The following is a 21,399-nucleotide window of genomic DNA, read 5'->3' on the forward strand; positions in this document are numbered from 1 at the left end:
GAAACGCGTTCAGTTACATCCGGAAAGACTGATCAGTTCTTAGCGGAATGCGTGGTCAGATGAGCCGGAATTTGCAACAAACACTTATTTCATTCAGTATAATAAAATACTCTTTTAGGAGAATCACAACCAATTACATATCTTCACAGAATTTAATAGGACGGCTTTACGCCGTACACGCCTGCGGTATGCGAAAAGTAAATGCCGCCGCTTCTGAAACTGCTTTGAACTGTCGGCAACAGATAAGCGTAACAGACAGTTTCGACTTTGAATCTCAAAGCCGGTTACATCATTGTGAAACCAAAACCGCAAGGGATAAGTCTATCCTTTTGTATTGGTCGGTACACATTGATGTGCCGGCTTTTTTGCTGCCCAAATGCCGGTTACAACTGAATGACCGGCTGGATGGGATATGATTTTGCGATAACCTCTTTTTTCGGAGAGTAAGCGAAACAACGCCACCTAAGATGGGGCAGGGACAGAAAAACGACATTCAGACAGACCGGCGGAAAACAAGAGACCGTATGCGGCAGAAAGAGTGTCGCATACCGTAGCAAGCAGGGAAACTGTATTGACAGTTTCCACTCCAACCGGCTTTAAGAGCCGATTGTTCTTTAGGGACACCCTAAAACCCATTTACAAAATCAAAGAAAGGACTGATGTTATGAACGAAGCCAAGAATAAAAATCTGTTTATCCGAGTGAGCGAAAAAGAGAAAACTATCATTGAGCGCAATGCCAAAAAGTGCGGGCTTTCCGTGTCAGAGTATCTCCGCCAGCGTGCTTTGGGGTATATGCCGAGAGCCGTCCTGCCCGAAGCATTTTCCTCTTTTAACGATAAGCTAGATGAACTCTGCGTCGCTGTCGAAGGCAAAATTACAGCGGACACGGAAGAAAAAATAATTGCCTTGATTGATGGAATCACAGCCGAGTTAATCCTCCCTCAAAAAGAAAAGGCGGTGGTATAAATGGCAACTACCGGCTTCTGGCCTGTCAAAGACAGGCTGAAGGAAGTGATTGACTATGCGGAGAATCCCGACAAAACCATTGATAAAAAGTATATGGACAGCGATTTATATGCCGCTCTGCGGTATGTTTCCAATGACAAAAAGACCGATGAGCGTATGTATGTCAGCGGCATCAACTGCAACGCAAAGCGGGCATATGAGCGTATGACGGCAACAAAAAAACGCTTCGGGAAAATGGGCGGAAATGTAGCGTACCACGGCTACCAGAGCTTCCAGACCGGCGAAGCCACGCCCGAAGAAGCGCACAAAATCGGGCTGGAAACCGCAAGGCGGATGTGGGGAAACGAGTATGAAGTTGTTGTTACCACACACCTTAACACAGATAATGTCCATAATCATTTTGTTGTAAATTCCGTCTCCTTTAAGACGAGCAGGAAATTTGAAAACCATATCTCCGACCACTACCGCCTGCGGGAAATCTCCGACGCCGTATGTCTGGAACATGGAAAGGGCATTCTCAAAGACGCAGAGTTTTATGGCAAAAGCAAAAAAGAATACTGGCGGAAACAAAACGGCGGGCTGTCGCATCGGGAGATTTTGAAAGCAGATATTGACGCCGCCCTTGCCCAGTCCGCCAATTTCAAAGCCTTTGAAATCCGTTTAAAGGATATGGGCTATGAAATCTGCCGTGATGAAAACTTCGCCCATTATTCTGTAAAAGGGACAGGCTGGCAGAGGGCAGTCCGCTTAGACCGGCTTGGAAAAGAATACACGCCCGAAGCAATCAGGGTAAGGCTGCTTGACAACCAGCGGCATATCGGCTATGTCCCATTCCACAAGCCAAAATATACGCCGCTCCTTACGCTTGAAATCGAGTACCGTAAAATACAGCGCATGGACGGCATACAGATACTTTTCGCCCTTGTGACTGAACTTTGCAGGCTGGTTACGGGAAACAATATTGCCCCCGAAACTCCCCGTCCGCTCTCCCCCGCCATGCGGCAGGAAATTGTAAAATTAGATAAAACGCTAAAAGAATACAAGTTCTTATGTAAGAACAACATTGATTCCCCGCAGGAGCTTGTTTCTTTTATCGAAGAAAAGCGGAAGCAAATCGGCGCATTGGAAAAAGAAAGGCAGTCAGTTTACAACCGCAACCGCCATAAGAAAAGCGGGGAATTGAATGCGCAGGCAAGGGAAATCTCCGCCAAGATAAAACCTCTGCGGGCGGAATTGTCCCTTGCAAAGGCTGTCCTTGAAAAAATACCGAAGCTGAAAGAAGTAATTGAAGCCGAACGGCAGGCGGAAACCGCCGTTATATCCAAAAATAAGGAAAGAAGGTATACACGATGACAAATACAGAAATTAAAACCAAGAACCCGCCGAAGAAAAAGGCGGCGAATATCCAAGTAGATAAACTCCGTACTTTTGAGGGACATCCTTTTAAAGTACTGGATGATGAAGATATGGATAAGCTCGCCGAGAGTATAAATGCACAGGGGATTATCTCACCGCTGATTGTCAGGACGATTGAAAGCACAGATGAATATGAAGTGATAAGCGGACACAGGCGTTTACACGCCGCCATAAAAGCAGGGCTTTCCGAAGTGCCTGCTTTAATTTATCCCCTTGACCGAAACGAAGCGATGATTGCGGTTGTAGACAGCAACCTGCACCGTGAAAGGCTGCTCCCAAGTGAAAAAGCCTTTGCCTACAAAATGAAAATGGATGCAATGAAAGCACAGGGCAGGAGAACGGATTTAACTTTGTCGCAACTTGCGACAAAGTCGGATACCGCCGCCGAAATCGGAAAATCGCAGAATGAGAGCCGTGACCAAGTGTTCCGCTATATCCGTCTGACTTATCTTATCCCCAAACTGCTTAACAAGGTTGACGAGGGCATTATCGCACTCAGCCCCGCTGTGGAGTTGTCCTACCTCTCCAAAGAACAGCAGAAAATACTGCTTGACGCAATGAGCCTGAACGACTGCACACCCTCACACGCACAGAGTATCCGCATGAAGAAACAGGCTCAGCAGAATACTCTTTCCTCGGATAGTATTTATGAAATCATGTCAGAGGAAAAAGCCAACCAGACCGAACGTATCAGCTTTAAAGTACAGGATTTAAAGGGATTTTTCCCGAAAAACTTTACGCAGAAGCAGATGACGGACACGATTCTGAAGCTCCTTTATGAGTACAACAGAAAACTGGAACGAAGCCGCAGAAGCCGTGAGGAAAGGTAAGGTAGCATTATGAAAAAATTAGAAACCTTTACAGTCAACCCAAATGCAGTCTATATGCTACCGCCTGAGCCGATAGATGAAAATGAGAAAATCAATTTATCGCAGGAAATACTGCCCCATAGTCCCGATATCCGCATTGAAAGCAGAAAACTAGTGCGTTTCAGCGGTGAAAACGAGTTTTCCCTTAAAATTGGCGGCACGACCTACGAGGTCAATACCCATTTCAGCAAAAAAGGAAAACAAAGCGTATTGGAGCAGTTTAAAGAACTGATATTGTCCGAAAAGCTGGTTTAATATTGCACATTGGAAAAAGATAACTGGGTATGGTAAGATAATCTTGCCTTTGCTATGCCCAGTTGTCGGAAAGGAGCAAAAAATCATGACAACAGCAACGAAAATAAACGGGCAGACTGAAGAAAAAATCACAGCTTTGTATTGCAGGCTGTCGGTTGACGATGATAATAAAGACGAGGAATCCAACAGTATCACCAATCAAAAGCAGATACTTTCTGATTATGCAAAGAAGAACGGTTATGCAAATACTATGTTTTTTGTGGATGATGGAATCAGCGGCACGACCTTCCAAAGACCGAATTTTATGCGTATGGAGCGTATGGCGGAAAACGGTGAAATCGGCACGATTATCGTCAAAGACCTTTCCCGTTTCGGGCGTGAGCAGGTGGAAATGGGCAGGCTTACACAGGTGGTGTACCCATCGCTGGGTATCCGTTTTATCGCCATACAGGAGCGTGTGGACACTTTGACCGGCGACGGCGTGGAGATGATGCCCTTCCACAATATTTTCAACGAATGGTATGCGGCGCAGACCTCTAAGAAAATCCGTGCGGTGTGGCAGTCCAAAGCGGAACACGGCGAGCGTATCGCTTCTATCGTACCCTATGGGTACAAAAAATCGGAAGATAACCCGAAACAATGGGTAATCGACGAACCGGCGGCGCAAACCGTAAGGAAGATTTTTGCCCTGTGCCTTGCGGGGAAAGGCCCGATGCAGATTGCAAGACAGCTTGAGGAGGAAAAGATACTCTCCCCTGCCGCCTATTTTGAATCCATCAGCAGGAAACATGCGCAGAAAGTCCCCAAAAACCCTTGCGGGTGGGAACAGGCGACCGTTGGCTATATCCTTGAAAACAGGCAGTACACCGGCTGCGCCGTCAATTTCAAAAGCACTACCGTCAGTTACAAAGTCCATAAGAGAATCCAGCACAGCGAGGAAGATTACCAAATCATACCCGACATGCAGGAAGCCATCATCTCCGAGGAACAATGGCTGAGGGTGCAGGAACTTCGTAAACACAAGCGCAGACCGACGAAAACCGGCAGGACGAGCCTTTTTTCGGGGCTGCTCTACTGCTATGACTGCAAATCGAAAATGCACTTTGTAGCCGCCAAGAGCATGAAACGAAAACAGGAGCATTTCCGCTGTTCCCAATATAAATCCGGCAGAGGGAATTGCGCCATGCACTATATCCGTGACATTGTCCTTGAACAGCTTGTGCTGGAAGCTGTCAGCGACTTATCCGATTTTGTACGCTGTTATGAGCCGGTATTCCTGTATCTGCTGGCAAAGAAAAACAACGCCATGCGGCAGAAGAAATACCAAAAACTTCAGCAGGCTGTTGAGAACGGCACAAAGCGGATAGCGGAAATCGACAGGCTGATTGAAAAGGTATTTGAACAGAACGCAGGCGGCATCCTCTCCGACGAACGGTTTGCGAAAATGCTTCAGAACTACGAAAAGGAACAGAAAGCATTAACGCAGGAAGTGGAAGAAAACCGCCAGACCTTGCAGAACGCCGAACAGCGGGTAATGGATTTAAGGCTTGTCTTACGCACTTTGCGGGAAATGACCGACATTAAGGAGCTTACCCCTACGCTTGTCAATTCGCTGATTGAGCGTATCGAAGTCCACAACAGCGACAAATCCAGCGGTCACAGCCATGTGAAGGTAGACATTTATTTTACGGCGGTGGGTATGATAGATATTCCCACGGAGAAAGAAATCCTTGCCACGATGGAAGAAATACGGAACAACCCGCAGGACTTCAAATTTGTGGCGTAACAAACGGATACGGTGTAATCCCTTTTATAGAGTTACACTGTATCCTACATAAAAACATCCTTATCTGGCGACAGCAAAGGCTGTCACACCTTTACGGTTTAAGGAGAATTTATTTCTATTATGTAGAGATTTTACTTCTACTTGTAGGGCAGGAAGCCCCCATGTGGCGACAAGGATTTTTTTAACAGGTTATCCGTCCATCCTCGGTAGGGTATATGTAAATACAGATGAAAGCCGCTTGCAGGCAAAAGAAATCCCTCCAAACTTCAAAAGCGAAGTCGGAGGGTAATTCAAGCATAACAAATCAGCCCACCCGCACATCGTTTTTTTATTAGGTGGACTTGTCCTGCCTGTGTAAAAAGGAAAGAGCCGACAAACGGTGATTGCTCACTCATTCATCGGCTCTGCGTCTAAAGCGTCTGGCTCTTTGATGACGGTTACTTGTAAATCCTTTACTTCAATCAGAGTTTCCCGTTTGCACTTCGGACAGTAGAGAGGAAAGTTTTTCAGAATGGTATCTTCTCTAATTTTGTCACGGGTTTTGCTGCCACAGATAGGACAGCGTATCCATTCTGTTTGTTGTTTCATAAGCACTCCGATATAAATTTTTCAAGCATTGGATTAAGTTGCTTGGCATTACGCATTGGAAAGTCGTGGTTTGCTCCTTGTAATATCATTGTTTGACAGTTTGGATTTTGAGCAAGTAATGTAAGAGAAGTTTTCATATCTCTGACTTCCTTACTCCCACAAATCGCCAACATAGGTATCGTTACTGCTTGATATTCAGGTAACTTTGATAAATCTAATGTATTGGAAAAGAATGAGTCATACACCTGCGGAGTAATCTGTTTTGAATATTCTGCCATATTATCGGCTTGTTTTTTTGTGTAATTCCAATATTTCCCTTGAAATTGCACTAACCATCTCCAATGTAGCATTTTTGCGGATAAACCTGCAAGAGAACAGTACATCCGAATTGTATTCGGCTTGGGATTTACCCATGCGCTTAAAAATACGGCAAAGTCAAATAATTCGGGCTGCTTGCTGACAAGCATTATTGCAATCTGACCTCCAAGCGAATGACCGATTACGCCGATCCGTTTTTTATGTAGGGTTTTAATGAGCGCAAAGAGTTCCTCTACGGTCTTTTCTGGCTCATAAATCTCAGTAGCCGCCTTTCCTGCACCTGCTAAGTGAGGTACAATAAGATGGTATTTATCAGAAAAGCAATACTGCCTACAAAATGTATCAAGCGCACCCGCCCCATGCAGAAGCATGATAGTCGGATTTTCCTTGCTTCCATATTCATCATAATACAGCATAATTTTTCCTTTCTTTGTGAACAGTTTCAATAATAAATTTTTCTATTTCCTTGTTTACTTGCTCTGGATTATCTCCATTGGCAAAATGCTTTGCCTGTTTTATAAAATGCAAAGGATAACCTGTTTGCTTTGCCCATTCTTTGCAATATGCCTTAACCTTGCCTGTGCTGTCTTTCTCACCCACCAATATCAATATGGGGAACGAAAAATTAACATCTTTATTTTCTACAATAAAATATTCATATGCAATCCGCATTTGCTGGATAATTTCTGCTTTAGACAGCGGCTTTAACATAGACAACATTTTTTGATAGGAATAGCGGCTCTCTGATACTGACAATGCCATGCTCTTTCGTAAAAGATTTGTTGTAAAGCATTTTGCCATAGGAACAACCTGCTTCAGCCACCACAAGTCTGATTTTGAGTAATATTTAAGTCCCAATGGCGTTGTATCTAACGCCACAAATCCTTTTACCATATCAGGATACAAAGCAGCAAAATGTTGACTTGGATAGCCGCCCATAGACATACCCACTAAAAATGTTTTTTGAATGTTCTCTTTCTGCAATATGCTATGTAATATTTCTGCTGTATCTTGATAAGTGAATTTCTGATATGGTTTCGACAATCCATGCATAGGAACATCCCATAAGATGATTGTGTAATTATCTGAAAAGTAGGGTATCTGCTTTTCAAACATAGTATGGTCTGCGGTTACTCCATGCGTAAAAACAATACAGTCTGATACATTGTCATTTCTGGCAATCCAATAATGTACAGTTCCGCCTTGTGACAAAATTGTTTTATGCTGCATTTTGTTCACACCTCCTGCGTATAAACCTTTTTCCAAAAATCAATTAAAATAATAATTTCTTTCTCAATTTCATCTGGTATAATACAATTTAAACGATATTTTTTCAGCATATATCCATCGACAGCATAAAAGATTTCAGCATACATTGTTTTTATATCAATATCTTTCCGAAATTTTGATATATCTATTTTCTCAAACACTATCATTTCACTTGCCTTGCTAACATCATTAAAGTTTTCTTGAATGGACTTGTGTATTTCTGGAGCCGTTTCATAATATGCTCTTAGCGAAAAAGCATATAAATGCGGATAATCACGCATAAGCGAACACTTTGATAATAGGCTTCTTTTCAGCATTTCAAAAAAGTCATCTGTTTCCAAAGTTTTGTATTCTGTAACCGCTTTCCTTGTCATCTCAATAGCGTTCATCCACAAGTACATATATAATTCCTTTTTGTTAGTAAAATAGTGAAAAAGCAATGCTTTTGAAATACCGCTCTCGTCTGCAATTTCCGACATTGGGGCTTTTTTATAGCTGTTTTCTGAAAACACTTTGTAAGCAGCGTTTATAATACGCCGCTGTTTTTCTAATGGAAGTTTGAAAAACTTGTCATTCATATACATTCTCCTTATTGACCGCAACGGTTAATGCAAGTATATTATATATCCGTTGACCGTTTTTGAGAAGACTATTGTTAAAATTAAAAAAATAGCAACAGAGCTTTAACCCTCTGCCGCTATGCCGCCTATGCGTAAATGATTTCAGTATTCACAATCTCCATCGCACAAGCCCGTATGTTATTCATCCTCCCGACCCATTCTAAGGCGTTTTCAGCCTTTAGCTGTTCCGTGATACCCTGCGCCTGCTTCATGCCCTCTATGAGCCGTTCAAGGCGTTCCTGCGCCTGCCTGTCAATGTCGGCAAGGTAGGAATTGAGCCTGCCGCTTGTGAGAAGATTTGTGTATGTAACCCTGCGGTGCTGTTTCAGATAGTCCAAGTGCCGCCGCCCGAATAAGCCAATCGGCTGTTCCTTTTCGGCAGGTAAGGCAATGCAGGGGATAAGGTAATCCCCCTGCCGCTCGTATCTGCCGCCCAGTTCCTCAAAAATTGTCTTTTCCATCGTCTTTCTACCTCCGTATTTTTAATTTGACCGTCTTTGCATGGGCGAACTTGATAATCAATTCGTCAACACAGTCCGTATACCTGCCCTCTGCAATCAGCTTGTTTCGGAAATCGTTTAGGCAGAGGATTATCACCCGCCGCTCCGTTTCATCAAGATACAAATGATACTTTTCCATCGTCTTTCCCCTCTTTTCTGCGGCGCATCTCCCAGCCGCCCGTATTCCTTAAAACCTTTGCCTTGAAGCGGCGTTCCCCTATGTAACCGCCGAAGCGGTAACAGATTTTAATTGCCTGCTCTGTTCCTGCTTCGGTTTGTGTGCGGTCAAACACCTCAATGCGCTCCACCAAGAGATTGAGGTTTTCGGCGGTCAGTTCCTGTATCCCCACATATTCCGCCATCAGAGCCGCCCACTGCACCGCATTAGTCTGGCTGTCCTTGACCTCCTGCAAGGCGTTTTCAAGGCTCTGTATCTGCCCTAAAAGCTGTTCCTGCTCCGTCTGGTACTTGTCAATCAGACGGGCAAAGTTGTCATTAGAGATACGCCCCGAAAGGGAATCCTCATAAAGCCTGTCGAATAACCTCGTCACTTCGTCATAGCGTTTCTTCGCCTGCTTCAGCCTGCTTTCGTTGGATTTCCCCCTGCTCCCGTCCGCCTTTGTGTTCATCTTTACCGCCAGAGCCACCGCTCTGTCCCTGTCCTCATAGGCAAGGCGGGCATGGTACTGGATATCGGCAAGGACGGCATTGTATAAATCCTCGTAGAAAATACGGTGGTCTGAGCAGGCTTTTGAATTATGGGCGTAGGTGGTGCAGATATAAATACGGTGCCTGTCCTTGCCCCAATACCGCAAGCCCAATGCCTTGCCGCAGGAGCCGCACTTCACAAGCCCCGAAAAAGGGGATACGAAATTATCCGTGGTATCCCGCCTGCGGCTCAAAACCTTTGCGTTCGCCCCGTCAAAAACCTCCTGCGACACAAGCGGCTCATGGGTGTTTTCCACCCGTATCTGGTCTGCTTCGGGAACATTTTTATAAACCCCCACCTTAAATACAATCTCTTTCTTGCACATAATCGTGTGTCCAAGATACAACGGATTTTTAATAATATTCTGTATGACCGTGTGCGACCATTCGTATTTGTTGGCGGGATTTTCAAACCGTTCGGAATAGTCCTTTTCCCCACGAGAGTACAGCCACCAAGAGGGGGAGGGGACTTGTTCCTCTCGGAAAGTCTTAGCGATTTTGTGCGCCCCCATGCCTGCATTAGCAAGCTCAAAGATACGCTTAACAATCCATGCCGTTTCCGTATCCACAATCAGCCTGTTATGGTTGTCGGGGGCTTTGCGGTAGCCGATAGGGTTAAAGGCAGTGCGGTAAAGCCCCGCCTTTGCCCTCGCCCGTATGGAAGAACGGATTTTCCTTGAATTGTCCCTGCTGTAAAATTCGTTTATGACATTCTTCAGGGCAGCAATATCGTTGTTCTTGCTGGCGGTATCCACGCAGTCGTTGACGGCGATATACCGCACATTCTTCATCGGGAAATAAATCTCCGTGAAATGCCCGACCTTTAGATGGTCACGCCCCAGACGGGATAAATCCTTTGTGATTACCACATCAATCTTCCCCGCTTCAATGTCATCAAGCATACGGTTGAAGTCTGGACGCTCGAAATTCAAACCGCTGAATCCGTCGTCCACATAGACCTCCACCACCATAAAGCCGTGTTCCTTTGCATACTGCGTGAGCATTGCTTTCTGCGTTTTAATGCTCTCGCTGTCCCCCTGCGCCATATCGTCTTTCGACAGGCGGCAGTAGAGGGCTGTCCTTAAAATACCCATTCAGCCCGCCTCCTTTTCTGTTGTTGTGCTTAAATTGTATTCTGGTTCTTTCACAATTTCAAAGGTGCGGACAGGGCATTTCCCCCGCCGCACCTCGTCCACAAGCAGGGAAATGAATATCTCCCGCATATTCCCGCCGCCCGAATAGACTGCCTGCACCGTTATCTTCGGGCGTTGTACCGCTTTTGCCATAGGCATATATCCTCCCTCCAAAAAGGAAAAGGAGCGTCCGAAAACGCTCCCCATCCAGATAAAAGAATCACTCCGACAGCACTTTTTCCAATGCCGCAAGGAGCTTTTCCGCTTCCGCTTCGGTCAGCGTAACGCCCTTGCCGCATTTCTCACGGTTGGGGGAGAAGCTACGTATATCATACTTCGGCTCTTTCCCGTTCCAAGAGATAAGGTTGATTTCTTTTGTATAGCCGCTTTCGCCCGTAGACAGCACGGCGATTTCCTTTACGATTTCATACTGAATATCTTTCATTTTCTGCCTCCGTTCTGTTTTTTCTCTGCTTGAATACTCTGCATTTACCACCCGAAAAGAGAAGATTATCGGCTGTCCCTGTTCCGTTTTCTCTGCAATTCACTCTCCAAAAGCTTGATGATGATGTCCTCCATCTGCTTCGGCGTTGTGCCTTTGGGGAAGTATTTTCTCAGCTTCTCCATGCCGATTTTCACCGTTTCTTTCTGGTTTCCCTTTTCCTCGGTCATAATCGCAAAGATGGTATCCATATCGAGCCGCCCGCTTTGGCTTAACTGTTTCATCCGCTGTGCCTGTGAGAGTGAGGGCGTTGCTTCCTCGCTCTCCATCGTGACAAGCAGGTTTTCCTGCTCATCTTTTTTCAGAAAGGACAGCTCCGCCGCAGGCGTGAGGGCGATTTTTCCATCGTCCACCATCTGTAAAATCGGCGGTATCAGCTCCGTAAGACGGATAAACCTTTGTATCTGGGTGCGGCTGTTGGGGGATTTCTGGGCAAGCTGCTCCACCGAAGTCAACTTCTGCCCAAGTTGGGGAGAAGTTAAATCCGTGCGGAAGCCCTGCCGTTTCATCGCTTCCAGTTTCATCTTATAGGCAAACGCACGCTCCGATGGGAGGATATTTTCCCTCTGGATATTGCTGTCCACAAGGGTGATAATCGCCCTGTCACGGTCTAAGGGCAAAACAAAAGCAGGGACGGTATCTATCCCTGCAAGCTCACAGGCACGGACACGCCGCTGCCCCGCAATCACCTCATAGCCGTTCCCGTCCTCCATCGGGCGGGTGATGATAGGCGTTACCATGCCGAACTCCTTAATGCTCTCCGCAAGCTCCATCAACATTTCATCCTCCACAACACGGAACGGATTGTCGGGGAACGGGTGCAAATCCACTATCTTCAATACGGTAAAATCCTGTTTTTTCAATCTGTTTCCTACCTTTCCTTTGATTTATTCCTGTTCGGTTTCTGTATCTCCGCCAACACTTCGGGCGGGATTTTGGAGAGCAGGCGTTCCATCTGGGCGTTTGTGCGCTGAAGCTCAAATATCTTTCGGTTTGCCTGCTGTACCTTTAATTCCTCCGCATACTTCCCATCCCGCATACGCTCGGCGTAATCGGCTTCCTGCCCGATTTTCGCTTTCAAGCTGTCAATATACGCCTGCTGTTTCCCGATTTCCTTTGAGAATTTCTCCACATCGGGAAGCCACGCCGCTAGAAGCTCCAGAGCCTTGTCCCGCTTTTTCCCTGCGTTAAAGGCGTTGATATCCGACAGGGCGTTGACGATTTCCCCGTACTGCTTATCCAGCCTGCCGCCCAGTTTAAAGAGCCATGTGGGGATATGCTTCCGCTTTGTCTCCATCGAGGACTGCCCCCGTTCAAGCCCGCTCCACCGTGCGGACATCCGCTCATGGTAGGCGGTCTGCCACTCGGACAAGGATTTCTGGTTGCCTAAAAGGACTTTTGCCGACAGCTTCCCATCGGGCGTAATCGGGCAAAAGGAAAGGTGCATATGGGGCGTTTTCTCGTCCATATGCACCACAGCGGAGAGGATATTCTGCCTGCCGACACGCTCCGAAACAAAGTCAAGAGCTGTCTGGAAATACAGTTTTTGTTCTTCGGGCGGTAAGCTGTTCATAAATTCGGGCGAAGCGGTGATAAGGGTTTCCACCATCATCACGCTGTCACGCCGCACCTTGCAGCCTGCCTCCGCTATCATGCGGTTAATCTCTTTCTTGTAGGTGTAGCGGGGCGGCGGTACAAGGTGATAATTCTCTTTAGAGCGTCCCATATCAATATCTGGATTGCTCTTGTAGGCTTCTTTTCTGCGTTCATTGTGGCGTTCACAAGCCGCCACGCCGCCCGCCTTGCGCTTCTGAAAGCGCAGGATTGCATAGGGCATTTCTCTCATTCCTTCCTTTCATTTTTGTCTGTGCAGAGCGTAAGCCCTGCCCGCAGGGTGACAGCCGTGACAGGTGTGACGGGTATTTTGGGATACCCCTGCCGCTGTCACCCTGCGGGAGAACACCCCGTAAACGCAAGGTGCAGGCGTGGGATTTCCTCGCCCTCCTTCGGCTCGTAAATCCACCCCTGCGGTCAGAAAAATCCTCCGATTTTTCCGACTGCGTTTACAGGGTGTAACACACTACACTTTGCTCCGCAAAGTCGTGTGCCAGCCGTTCCCTCTGGACTCCCTTCTGGCAGGGCTGCGCCCTGCTTTATCCTCCGCTCTGCGCTTCGGATAAAAGAACGGCGGTATCACCGTCAGCCGTGACAGCATGGGAGGGCATCCCAATATCGCTGTCACACCTGTCACGGCTGTCACCGCCCATCGTAAGCACAATCTGCCTGCCGTACCGCTTTCGGCGGTATCCATAGCAAATGCCGTTCTCGCTCAGAAAGGTTGTGCGGTACTCGTTGAGCCATTTCGTGATGACCGTGGATAAATCCCCGCTTTCCCCCATAGCAGACAGAAGCTCCGTTGCCGTCCCCGACCACTCCGCTTTGTCCCGCATAAACTCCACCAGCCGAAAAAGGACGGGCGGCACGGCTTCCCTCGCAAGCTCCGCCTGCTCCCTGCGCTCCACAAGCTCCCAACTGCAATCACGGAAGCGGAGCGTCAGCTCTTGATATTCGATATCCCTGCCCGTCACAAACAGCTTTGCGGTATCGGACGCACGGCTCTCCTTTTCCAGAACAAAGGTAGCGTCCGCACTCCCCGTCAGACCTGTCGTGCCAGACACCTTGTTGAACACATCGCTGTCGTTCTGCTTGCGGATATGGTGGACGACCACCACCGAAAGGGAATGCCTGTCGGCAAAGTCCTTTATCAGCGATATATCGCCGTAATCGTTGGCGTAGGCGTTGTCTTTGGAAGCGGTGCGTATCTTTTGCAGCGTATCAATGACAATGAGCCTGCTGTCGGGATATACTTTCAGATAGTCCTCAAGCTGTACCATCAGACCGTCCGAGAGCTTGCAGCTCGCCACGGCGAAATGGAGCTTCCTGTTTGCTTCATCGGTCAGACGGAATAATCTGTCCTGTATGCGGAAAAAGGTATCCTCCAGACAGAGGTACAGCACATCGCCCTCCTTTGTCGGCATGTCCCACAGGGGAAGCCCCTGCGACACGCAAAGGCAGAGCTTGAGCATGAGCCAGCTCTTACCGATTTTCTGTGAGCCGCAGAACAGCGACAAGCCCGTGGGGATAAGACCGTCCACCACAAAGGACGGCTTTTCAAGCGGCTCATAAAGGAGCGTTTCCGCTTCCACCAGATTCAGCTTCTGCATAGGCTTCCTCCTTTCGGCATTTTCGTTTGGTTTTACTGCACATAGGCATGACCTCCTTGAATAGATTTACCCCTGCAATGAAGCAAGGGTATGTAACACAGCCAGTCCATACAGTTCCACGCTTTTTCAAAGCGGCGTTTTCTCTGTCAGTGCTATGCACGGATTGAGCAACGGGCAGGCTCATATCGTGGCTCTGCTGTCCGTTGCGGCAGGTATCCCTCTGGCGGCTGCTATGGAATTTTCAAGGAGCAAATCTATCGCTATCGTTTTGCGGCAATCAAAAAGGGCGGGAGGTTTTGACCTCTCACCCAACAGCCCATAGGGGGATATGTTTTTAGACATGGTATTCTGATTTTTTGAAAAAGCAAAAGCACCTGCCGCTTAACCGCTTTTCTCGGTCAGTAACAAGTGCTTGTTGCAAGTTTGGTATTCAGTTCGTAAAAGGGGCGTATCTGCCCGTGTTCTCAAATGGAAATTGACCTCAGAAATACTTCCTGCAGTTCCTGTTACCTGCAGCGGCTGGTGGATATAGATGGTTCCTGTGCCAATACTGTTTCCTTTCTCATCTGTTACTGTGGCAGTATCTCCAAGGCCCACTCCGCTGTCCGTCATAGTAATGGTACATCCATCATCAGATACCTTTTCTACTGTTCCTTCTATCTGCGTTCCGGAAGACAGAGTTACAGTCACCGTATCTTCTTCTGATGGAACGGTAGCAGGATCTGCCAGATCCACAGCCATTTTTCCGTCTGCAGAAAGAACAAGAAGTGCTCCATGCTCCAGCATACAGGAGGTTATATCTTCTCCCTGGCCTATATATATTTTTTTCATACGACCGTCTATAGAAGCAGAAATGGTCTCCTCATCTGTATCCTCCTGTAAGTCTGCAATCTGTTCGTCCAGCGCTTCGATTTTTTCCTGTACCTCTTCCATTGCCTCATAAACAGAAGAAGAATCTACTTCTGCCAGCACATCCCCGCTGGAAACGTGATCGCCGCTTTCTACCTTTACCTCTGAAATAGTGATTCCTGAGGGAATCTTCAGGGAAACCGGAGTGTCTGCTTCCAGATTTCCCGTTCCCACGATTGTATTTGATATGGAGCTGATTTCTGCCGTCGCCTTTGTTGCCTGTACTGTTTTTTCAGGTGCAGACGGTCTCTTTCCGGACTGATATCTCCAGTATACCCCGCCGGCTGCCACAGATACAGTAAGGACAACTGCTGTGCCTATGACAATCTTCTTTTTTCCGGAAACCTTTCTTTTTCTGAAAAAGCTTCCGTTTTCACTTCTTTCCTTTCTGAGTTTCATCATTGTCCTCCTGCTGATTTTTTTACTTTTACAGTTTTTCCGGATTTTTTGTTTCACAGGCTCTCCATTCCACTGTGGAGGATGCTCCGGAACAGTCTGCACTATCTTCATAAACCACTGTAGTCACTACATGGTCACTGTCGTCCTCTGCATAAACAGCTCCATCTGTTCTCTGAATGATCACTGCTTTGCCTTCTTCACCTGTGATTATCCTTTCAGAGATCTAGACTTCGCCTTCTGTCTCAGCATCGTCCGCCTCATTGTCATCTGTTTCAGCGTTGTCCGTCTCAGTATCGGCTGTTTCAGTGTCGGCTGTCTCAGTGCCATCAGTATATGCGGTCTCTGCCTGATATTCTTCCGACCGCTGTGACTGGTCATCTCCCGGCTGCCCCATATCTCCTTCCATGATGCTGACTGATTCTGCATTTCCATCCTCATCCAAAATAATAACTGCCATGTCGCCTTCTTTTAGATCTGACCAGACGATTTCTTCTCCTGCTTCCTGAGCCGGAGCTTCTCCCTCCGGTTTTTCCGGCTGTTCCGATGTTCCACCGTTTTCCGATACTTCTTCCGGCTGTTCCGATGTTCCACCGTTTTCCGATACTTCTTCCGGCTGTTCCGAAGCCCCGCCATTTTCCGGTGCTTCCCCTTCAGGCATCTCCGACGCTTCTCCGCCAGGCTGTCCCATAGTCTGTTTTCGGATCACCGTATTTTCTGTAAGAGCAATAGTCTGTTCTTCTCCTGTCTCTTCTGTGCCGGAATTTTCTTTTCCATCTTCTGTTCCATTTACCGGAGCAGATTCTACAGAAATTGTAATGAAGTCCTCAGATACCGAAACAATCTTACCGAAAATCTGATTTTCTTTATTTTGTTCTTCCGTTTTTCCTGTTTTCCCGTCCGTTTTCTCATCATCGCCTTCTGCTGCTGTATTTTCTGCTGCTGTGTCTTCGATTCCGCTTCCCTGCTGTTTTGCCGCCTGCGTCTCTGTATTACTTCCGCAGCCGGTAACTGCTGCCATACACAAAAACATTCCTGTCAATATTGCTGCCTGTCTGTTTTTCATAATAAAACTCCCTTCATTTTAGAGATTCTTCTCACCGAAAATCATCTCTGTTTCCTGTAACAATTTCCAAGTATAGGGGACTTACCTTAATTAAACTTAAAAAAACCTGTGAAAATTTTGTGTAATCTCAAAATCCTCACAGGGTTCTATGTTATTTTATTATGAAGTTTTTTCATTAATGTCTCTGTTCTTTATTTCCAAACAGCTCGCAAATCTGCATGCAAAGGATGGCTCCTGGTTTCCCGCATACAGATAAGAACTGTCTCCCAGGCGAATCCCCCGAAAATATGCAATCCCCTGTTCCCTTTCTTCAGTAACAACCTTTGTAGCTGAGGTGGGAACAAGCGCAGGGCTGTGCGCTGTTTTTGCCAGAAGCTATGCCTCTTTTCTTCCTTTTTCTGACAGTGTATTATTTCCATAATCTGGATCTCCATGTCGGATAAAACGTATTTTCATAAGATCATTCTCCTTGTATTCCGGTTTTCTTTATCAAAATATTCCGGACACTCTGTCAAATATATTCGCCGTTTTTTCCAGACGCATCAAAACAGATCTGCTCATGCATTGGCAGAAATATTCAATGCTTTCAAAAATCCTAAACATTATGGCCTGCACCTGTTTTCTCTTATAGCTTCTCATAAACTGTTGGGCTTTGGTATTCGTGCCAGATCCTCTGGAACTGTGCAGGAACCACAGATGGTTCTGCAGATATTTCTCCATGCTCAGGAATAAATTATACTCATCCCTGTAATATTTCTGAATGTCAGACCAGATTTGAATCCAGCTTTTTCAGATCACTGTATGTAGTCCCTGTCCCCAGCTGGATCCCGTTTCTTTTTGCCAGCTCATGAACCGTTACCATTTCATATCCCTGCTTTTTTAACTGGGGGATCAGGATCTCTGCCGCATCCACAGTGGTGCTGAAAATATCATGCATAAGAATAATGGATCCGTCCTCCACCTGAGAAAGCGTGGTATCTACAATCTTCTGAGGATCCTGGCTCTCCCAGTCCAGTGTGTCAATGGACCACAGGATCATAGGAGTTCCCACCGTTTCTTTTACAGATGAATTCACAGAGCCATAGGGCGGGCGCACCACAGTAGCCCCATGACCGGTAAGCTCTGTCAAAAGCTCATCCACTCCTGCGATCTCAGCCGACATATCTTCCGGCGCCAGTGTGGCAAGATCTGTATGAGAATAGGTATGATTTCCCAGTTCGCATCCCAGAGTTTCCATCCTCTTTACCTGGTCGGAAAAATATTCAATTTCCTTCCCAACCATAAAAAAAGTGGCTTTGGCATTATTAGCCTCCAGACAGTCCAGAAGCCGGTCAGTAAACGAACTGGGCCCGTCATCAAAGGTCAGGGCTATATATTTTTTCTTTTGCGATTTCTTCTTCTGCGAATCAGAAGCCTCTTTGCGGGAGGCTTCTTTTTCCGGCGCTTTTGTCTGCTCCGGCGTTTTTTTATTATCTGCTTTCTTTTCAGCGGCTTTGTAGCCCTTCAGGGAACCGTCAGACAGAAGCTCATAGCTTTTTCCTTCTGTGGTAATAAATCCGGTCTGCATAATACCGTCCAGATCCATAAAATACCGTTTACCGCCGTCATCCACCCATCCGGTTTTCATAATCCCACTGCTGTCAAAAAAATAACGCTTTCCATCTGTATCTGTAAGCCAGCCTGTATACGCCTGTCCGTCTACCATAAACATCCAGTTGCTTCCGCTGGAAGTCCACACCCCTTTTTCTGCTTCCGGCGAAACTTCAAACGGCACTGGTGTAGCTGTTGGAGTGGCTGCAGGTGAAACCTTTTCCTCAGATTCAGAAACGTCTGTTTTACTGCTGCCGTTATCTGCTTCCGGCTTTTCGGTATCTTCGGAAGCAAACAGCCGAACAGTTCCTCCTTCTACCTTCGAAGGGTACGCTGTTGACTGACGAAACAGAAGGGCGCAGCCTGTACAGATAAGAACCATAACCAGAAGCAGCAAAAGATTTGTCCGCCTGTTGCGATCCGGCATATGATTTCCTCCTTCTTTTTATGCTGTCAGTTCCTATCATACAATATGCGACAAAAAAATACAACCCTGGCCTCTATTTGATTGTTGCCAATAAATCAGAAAAATAATATAATGAAACAATGGATAAAAAAACAATTACAGAAAACATCAGAATCAATAAATACCTGAGCAGCGCAGGAATCTGCTCCAGACGGGAAGCAGACCAGTACACAGATGCCGGAAGGATCACGGTCAACGGAAAAGTGATAGCTACAGGAGAAAAAATTCCTGCCGATGCCCGGGTCTGTCTGGACGGAAAACCTGTTTCAGCAGAAAACAAACAGGTTCTTCTTCTTTTTTATAAACCAGAGGGAATTGTGTGCAGCACAAAAAAACAGCGCCAGGAAACAACGGTAACTGAGTATCTTCAGTATCCCATAAGGATCTACCCTGTAGGCAGGCTGGACAAAGATTCCCAGGGGCTTCTTCTCCTGACCAATCAGGGCGATCTTGTCAACCGCATTATGCGGGCAGGAAATTTTCACGAAAAAGAATATCTGGTTACTGTAGACCGGGAGGTTACTGCTCCGTTTATCCGACATATGTCAGAGGGCGTTCCCATCCTGGATACCGTTACCCGGAAATGCGTAGTTGAAAAAACAGGAAAATACAGTTTCCGCATTGTTCTCACCCAGGGTCTTAACAGGCAGATCCGGAGAATGTGCTCTTATTTCGGCTATAAAGTCCGGACTCTGAAGCGGGTAAGGATTATGAATCTTACTCTGGACGGACTGAAACCGGGCGAATTCAGAGAGATCCGGCCTGAAGAATGGCAGGAACTGACGCAAATGCTAAAAAATTCATCAAATGAAACAATTACAGGAGGTCATTATGGAAACAGCCCTGCAGCAGATGAAAGAGCTGGTAAAAAAATTAAACAAGGCGGCAAAAGCCTATTATCAGGAAGACAGGGAGATCATGGACAACAGGGAGTACGACGCTCTGTACGACCAGCTGGTAAAAATGGAGCAGGAAACCGGAATTGTTCTGGCCGACAGCCCCACCGTAAACGTAGGGTATGAAGCAGTAGATTTTCTTCCAAAAGAAACTCATGAAACCCCCATGCTCTCTCTGGATAAAACAAAAGACAGAGAAGCGCTCCGTGAATTTATCGGAAGCCATAAAACCCTTCTGTCCTGGAAAATGGACGGACTGACTATTGTGCTCACCTATGAAAACGGTGCTCTTCAGAAAGCCGTCACCAGAGGAAACGGAGTAGTTGGCGAGGTCATTACAAACAATGCAAAAGTATTCCGCAACATTCCTCTGAAAATTGCCTTTCAGGGCCGTATGGTGCTTCGGGGAGAAGCAATTATCACTTACTCTGATTTTGAACGTATTAATGACTCTATCGAAGATGTTGACGCAAAATATAAAAATCCCAGAAATCTCTGCAGCGGTTCTGTCCGGCAGCTGAATAATCAGATCACTGCCCGGCGCAACGTACGCTTTTATGCATTTTCACTTGTATCTGCTCAGGATGTTGATATGCACAATTCAAGAGAATACCAGATGGAATGGCTGAAAAGTCAGGGCTTTGAAACCGTAGAATATCGGGTTGTCACAGGCGAAACGCTGGATGAGGCAATGGATTATTTTTCATCCGCAGTTGCACAAAACGATTTCCCTTCCGACGGTCTGGTAGCGCTTTATGATAATATCTCCTACGGAGATTCTCTGGGTTCAACGTCAAAGTTCCCGAGAAACGCTTTTGCTTTTAAATGGGCAGACGAGATCCGGGAAACAACCTTAAGGGAAATTGAATGGAGTCCTTCCAGAACCGGTCTTATCAATCCTATTGCAGTATTTGACCCTGTAGAACTGGAAGGAACTACGGTAAGCCGCGCCAGTGTGCACAACGTAAGTATTCTCCGGGAACTGGAACTTGGCATCGGAGATACGATCCAGGTATATAAGGCCAATATGATCATCCCTCAGATTGCAGAAAATCTTACCAGAAGCAGCCATCTGGAAATTCCGGACATCTGTCCGGTGTGCGGCAAAAAAGCGCAGATCATGAAAGAAAACGATGTAGAGGCGCTGTACTGTATGAATCCCGACTGTACCGCAAAAAAGATCAAAGCATTTACTCTTTTTGTAAGCAGAGACGCCATGAATATTGACGGTCTTTCCGAGGCGACCCTGGAAAAGTTTATTGCCAGAGGATTTATCCATGATTTCGGAGATATTTTTGAAATAGAAAAATACAGAGATGAAATTGTAGCCATGGATGGTTTCGGAGAAAAGTCCTTTAACAATCTTACAGAAAGTCTGGAAAAAGCAAAAACCACCACTCTGGCAAAAGTCATTTACAGTCTTGGAATCGCCAATATCGGCCTTGCCAATGCAAAAGTGATCTGCCGCCATTTTGATTATGACCTGGAAGCCATCCGCCATGCAGATTCGGATGAAGTCAGCGCCATTGACGGCATCGGCCCTGTGATTGCAGGAAATCTTGTTTCCTATTTCCAGATTGAAGAGAACAACAAAAAACTGGATCATCTGATCAGCCACCTTACTATTGAAAAAGAAGAGGCGCCCAAAGATCAGACCTTTGAAGGAATGACCTTCGTGATCACAGGCAGCCTGGAGCATTTTTCCAACAGAAACGAGGCAAAAGCTCTCATTGAATCTCTTGGAGGAAAAGTAACCGGTTCTGTTACAAAAAAGACAAACTATCTGATCAACAATGACAAAACATCCGGCTCATCAAAAAATAAAAAGGCAAAAGAGCTTGGAATCCCCATTCTGTCCGAAGAGGATTTCCTGAGTCTTACAAAGGGAGATTTTCAGGCAGAATAAGTAAAAGGCAAGGAG

22 protein-coding genes and 1 pseudogene are annotated in these 21,399 nt (G+C 46.4%); 7 read left to right on the plus strand and 16 right to left on the minus strand.

Annotation, left to right across the window (positions count from 1 at the left end):
• Positions 1-664: 664 nt before the first annotated feature.
• The 5 genes from NSA57_RS16465 to NSA57_RS16485 all read left to right on the plus strand — a co-directional run bounded on the left by NSA57_RS16465 (position 665) and on the right by NSA57_RS16485 (position 5,293).
• The gene (locus tag NSA57_RS16465) at positions 665-967 is read left to right on the plus strand and encodes a plasmid mobilization protein (RefSeq protein WP_217957969.1); all 303 of its coding nucleotides are present in this window, start codon (positions 665-667) and stop codon (positions 965-967) included.
• Complete coding sequence (locus tag NSA57_RS16470) at positions 968-2,320, plus strand: relaxase/mobilization nuclease domain-containing protein (RefSeq protein WP_257465476.1); 1,353 nt, start codon at positions 968-970, stop codon at positions 2,318-2,320.
• Positions 2,317-3,213: a ParB/RepB/Spo0J family partition protein gene (locus NSA57_RS16475; RefSeq protein ID WP_257465477.1), complete on the plus strand. Its 897-nt coding sequence runs from the start codon at positions 2,317-2,319 to the stop codon at positions 3,211-3,213. Before NSA57_RS16470 ends, NSA57_RS16475 begins: the two co-directional genes overlap by 4 nt.
• A gap of 9 nt (positions 3,214-3,222) precedes the next feature.
• A complete protein-coding gene (locus NSA57_RS16480; protein ID WP_257465478.1) occupies positions 3,223-3,507 on the plus strand; it encodes a TnpW family protein in 285 nt (94 codons plus the stop codon).
• An 85-nt stretch (positions 3,508-3,592) separates the two neighbouring features.
• Complete coding sequence (locus tag NSA57_RS16485; protein ID WP_257465479.1) at positions 3,593-5,293, plus strand: recombinase family protein; 1,701 nt, start codon at positions 3,593-3,595, stop codon at positions 5,291-5,293.
• A gap of 387 nt (positions 5,294-5,680) precedes the next feature.
• On the opposite strand, the gene NSA57_RS16490 is transcribed toward NSA57_RS16485, so the two are convergent.
• The 16 genes from NSA57_RS16490 to NSA57_RS16565 all read right to left on the minus strand — a co-directional run bounded on the left by NSA57_RS16490 (position 5,681) and on the right by NSA57_RS16565 (position 18,543).
• On the minus strand, positions 5,681-5,881 hold the full coding sequence (locus tag NSA57_RS16490; RefSeq protein WP_129182101.1) for a cysteine-rich KTR domain-containing protein: 201 nt from the start codon (positions 5,879-5,881) through the stop codon (positions 5,681-5,683).
• The gene (locus NSA57_RS16495; RefSeq protein WP_129182103.1) at positions 5,878-6,615 is read right to left on the minus strand and encodes an alpha/beta fold hydrolase; all 738 of its coding nucleotides are present in this window, start codon (positions 6,613-6,615) and stop codon (positions 5,878-5,880) included. The genes NSA57_RS16490 and NSA57_RS16495 overlap by 4 nt, the downstream gene beginning before the upstream one ends.
• Positions 6,602-7,429 (minus strand): alpha/beta fold hydrolase, encoded by an 828-nt coding sequence (locus tag NSA57_RS16500; protein ID WP_129182105.1) that lies wholly within the window; start codon positions 7,427-7,429, stop codon positions 6,602-6,604. The genes NSA57_RS16495 and NSA57_RS16500 overlap by 14 nt, the downstream gene beginning before the upstream one ends.
• A 5-nt stretch (positions 7,430-7,434) precedes the next feature.
• On the minus strand, positions 7,435-8,046 hold the full coding sequence (locus tag NSA57_RS16505; RefSeq protein WP_129182107.1) for a TetR/AcrR family transcriptional regulator: 612 nt from the start codon (positions 8,044-8,046) through the stop codon (positions 7,435-7,437).
• A gap of 128 nt (positions 8,047-8,174) precedes the next feature.
• Positions 8,175-8,549, minus strand: a complete 375-nt coding sequence (locus NSA57_RS16510) for a TnpV protein (protein ID WP_129182109.1) — start codon at positions 8,547-8,549, stop codon at positions 8,175-8,177.
• A gap of 7 nt (positions 8,550-8,556) precedes the next feature.
• The gene (locus tag NSA57_RS16515) at positions 8,557-8,727 is read right to left on the minus strand and encodes a hypothetical protein (RefSeq protein ID WP_016306737.1); all 171 of its coding nucleotides are present in this window, start codon (positions 8,725-8,727) and stop codon (positions 8,557-8,559) included.
• On the minus strand, positions 8,702-10,390 hold the full coding sequence (locus NSA57_RS16520; protein ID WP_257465480.1) for a recombinase family protein: 1,689 nt from the start codon (positions 10,388-10,390) through the stop codon (positions 8,702-8,704). Before NSA57_RS16520 ends, NSA57_RS16515 begins: the two co-directional genes overlap by 26 nt.
• Positions 10,391-10,582 (minus strand): hypothetical protein, encoded by a 192-nt coding sequence (locus NSA57_RS16525; protein ID WP_257465481.1) that lies wholly within the window; start codon positions 10,580-10,582, stop codon positions 10,391-10,393.
• Between the two features lie 67 nt (positions 10,583-10,649).
• Positions 10,650-10,874: a YdbC family protein gene (locus NSA57_RS16530; RefSeq protein ID WP_257465482.1), complete on the minus strand. Its 225-nt coding sequence runs from the start codon at positions 10,872-10,874 to the stop codon at positions 10,650-10,652.
• A 65-nt stretch (positions 10,875-10,939) separates the two neighbouring features.
• Positions 10,940-11,794, minus strand: a complete 855-nt coding sequence (locus NSA57_RS16535) for a ParB/RepB/Spo0J family partition protein (RefSeq protein ID WP_257465483.1) — start codon at positions 11,792-11,794, stop codon at positions 10,940-10,942.
• An 8-nt stretch (positions 11,795-11,802) separates the two neighbouring features.
• Positions 11,803-12,768 (minus strand): MobV family relaxase, encoded by a 966-nt coding sequence (gene mobV / locus NSA57_RS16540; protein ID WP_257465484.1) that lies wholly within the window; start codon positions 12,766-12,768, stop codon positions 11,803-11,805.
• Between the two features lie 316 nt (positions 12,769-13,084).
• Positions 13,085-14,155 (minus strand): AAA family ATPase, encoded by a 1,071-nt coding sequence (locus tag NSA57_RS16545; RefSeq protein ID WP_257465485.1) that lies wholly within the window; start codon positions 14,153-14,155, stop codon positions 13,085-13,087.
• Between the two features lie 381 nt (positions 14,156-14,536).
• Positions 14,537-15,466: an efflux RND transporter periplasmic adaptor subunit gene (locus NSA57_RS16550; RefSeq protein ID WP_257465486.1), complete on the minus strand. Its 930-nt coding sequence runs from the start codon at positions 15,464-15,466 to the stop codon at positions 14,537-14,539.
• A 25-nt stretch (positions 15,467-15,491) separates the two neighbouring features.
• The gene (locus NSA57_RS16555) at positions 15,492-15,647 is read right to left on the minus strand and encodes a hypothetical protein (RefSeq protein WP_173752447.1); all 156 of its coding nucleotides are present in this window, start codon (positions 15,645-15,647) and stop codon (positions 15,492-15,494) included.
• A 39-nt stretch (positions 15,648-15,686) separates the two neighbouring features.
• The gene (locus tag NSA57_RS16560; protein WP_257465487.1) at positions 15,687-16,526 is read right to left on the minus strand and encodes a putative sodium/potassium/calcium exchanger; all 840 of its coding nucleotides are present in this window, start codon (positions 16,524-16,526) and stop codon (positions 15,687-15,689) included.
• Positions 16,527-17,289: 763 nt separating this feature from the next.
• Entirely contained in the window at positions 17,290-18,543 is a 1,254-nt protein-coding gene (locus NSA57_RS16565; RefSeq protein ID WP_138270658.1) for a polysaccharide deacetylase family protein, read from the minus strand.
• A gap of 119 nt (positions 18,544-18,662) precedes the next feature.
• Between NSA57_RS16565 and NSA57_RS16570 the strand changes: the two are divergent.
• Positions 18,663-19,328, plus strand: a pseudogene (locus NSA57_RS16570) (pseudouridine synthase); the annotation flags it as partial.
• An 85-nt stretch (positions 19,329-19,413) separates the two neighbouring features.
• Positions 19,414-21,384 (plus strand): NAD-dependent DNA ligase LigA, encoded by a 1,971-nt coding sequence (gene ligA / locus NSA57_RS16575; protein ID WP_257465488.1) that lies wholly within the window; start codon positions 19,414-19,416, stop codon positions 21,382-21,384.
• Positions 21,385-21,399: the final 15 nt, after the last annotated feature.

It is taken from the genome of Blautia caecimuris (assembly GCF_024622975.1).
In the GTDB taxonomy this organism is placed as follows: Bacteria; Bacillota; Clostridia; order Lachnospirales; family Lachnospiraceae; genus Blautia_A; species Blautia_A caecimuris.

Coding starts and splice junctions, on each gene's coding strand:
- mobV (WP_257465484.1), bottom strand. CDS start 12,768: ATGCCCTATGCAATCCTGCGCTTTCAGAAGCGCAAGGCGGGCGGCGTG.
- NSA57_RS16520 (WP_257465480.1), bottom strand. CDS start 10,390: ATGGGTATTTTAAGGACAGCCCTCTACTGCCGCCTGTCGAAAGACGAT.
- NSA57_RS16495 (WP_129182103.1), bottom strand. CDS start 6,615: ATGCTGTATTATGATGAATATGGAAGCAAGGAAAATCCGACTATCATG.
- NSA57_RS16560 (WP_257465487.1), bottom strand. CDS start 16,526: ATGAAAAACAGACAGGCAGCAATATTGACAGGAATGTTTTTGTGTATG.
- NSA57_RS16475 (WP_257465477.1), top strand. CDS start 2,317: ATGACAAATACAGAAATTAAAACCAAGAACCCGCCGAAGAAAAAGGCG.
- NSA57_RS16525 (WP_257465481.1), bottom strand. CDS start 10,582: ATGGCAAAAGCGGTACAACGCCCGAAGATAACGGTGCAGGCAGTCTAT.
- NSA57_RS16545 (WP_257465485.1), bottom strand. CDS start 14,155: ATGCAGAAGCTGAATCTGGTGGAAGCGGAAACGCTCCTTTATGAGCCG.
- NSA57_RS16490 (WP_129182101.1), bottom strand. CDS start 5,881: ATGAAACAACAAACAGAATGGATACGCTGTCCTATCTGTGGCAGCAAA.
- ligA (WP_257465488.1), top strand. CDS start 19,414: ATGGAAACAGCCCTGCAGCAGATGAAAGAGCTGGTAAAAAAATTAAAC.
- NSA57_RS16510 (WP_129182109.1), bottom strand. CDS start 8,549: ATGGAAAAGACAATTTTTGAGGAACTGGGCGGCAGATACGAGCGGCAG.
- NSA57_RS16485 (WP_257465479.1), top strand. CDS start 3,593: ATGACAACAGCAACGAAAATAAACGGGCAGACTGAAGAAAAAATCACA.
- NSA57_RS16500 (WP_129182105.1), bottom strand. CDS start 7,429: ATGCAGCATAAAACAATTTTGTCACAAGGCGGAACTGTACATTATTGG.
- NSA57_RS16550 (WP_257465486.1), bottom strand. CDS start 15,466: ATGATGAAACTCAGAAAGGAAAGAAGTGAAAACGGAAGCTTTTTCAGA.
- NSA57_RS16515 (WP_016306737.1), bottom strand. CDS start 8,727: ATGGAAAAGTATCATTTGTATCTTGATGAAACGGAGCGGCGGGTGATA.
- NSA57_RS16505 (WP_129182107.1), bottom strand. CDS start 8,046: ATGAATGACAAGTTTTTCAAACTTCCATTAGAAAAACAGCGGCGTATT.
- NSA57_RS16465 (WP_217957969.1), top strand. CDS start 665: ATGAACGAAGCCAAGAATAAAAATCTGTTTATCCGAGTGAGCGAAAAA.
- NSA57_RS16565 (WP_138270658.1), bottom strand. CDS start 18,543: ATGCCGGATCGCAACAGGCGGACAAATCTTTTGCTGCTTCTGGTTATG.
- NSA57_RS16480 (WP_257465478.1), top strand. CDS start 3,223: ATGAAAAAATTAGAAACCTTTACAGTCAACCCAAATGCAGTCTATATG.
- NSA57_RS16530 (WP_257465482.1), bottom strand. CDS start 10,874: ATGAAAGATATTCAGTATGAAATCGTAAAGGAAATCGCCGTGCTGTCT.
- NSA57_RS16470 (WP_257465476.1), top strand. CDS start 968: ATGGCAACTACCGGCTTCTGGCCTGTCAAAGACAGGCTGAAGGAAGTG.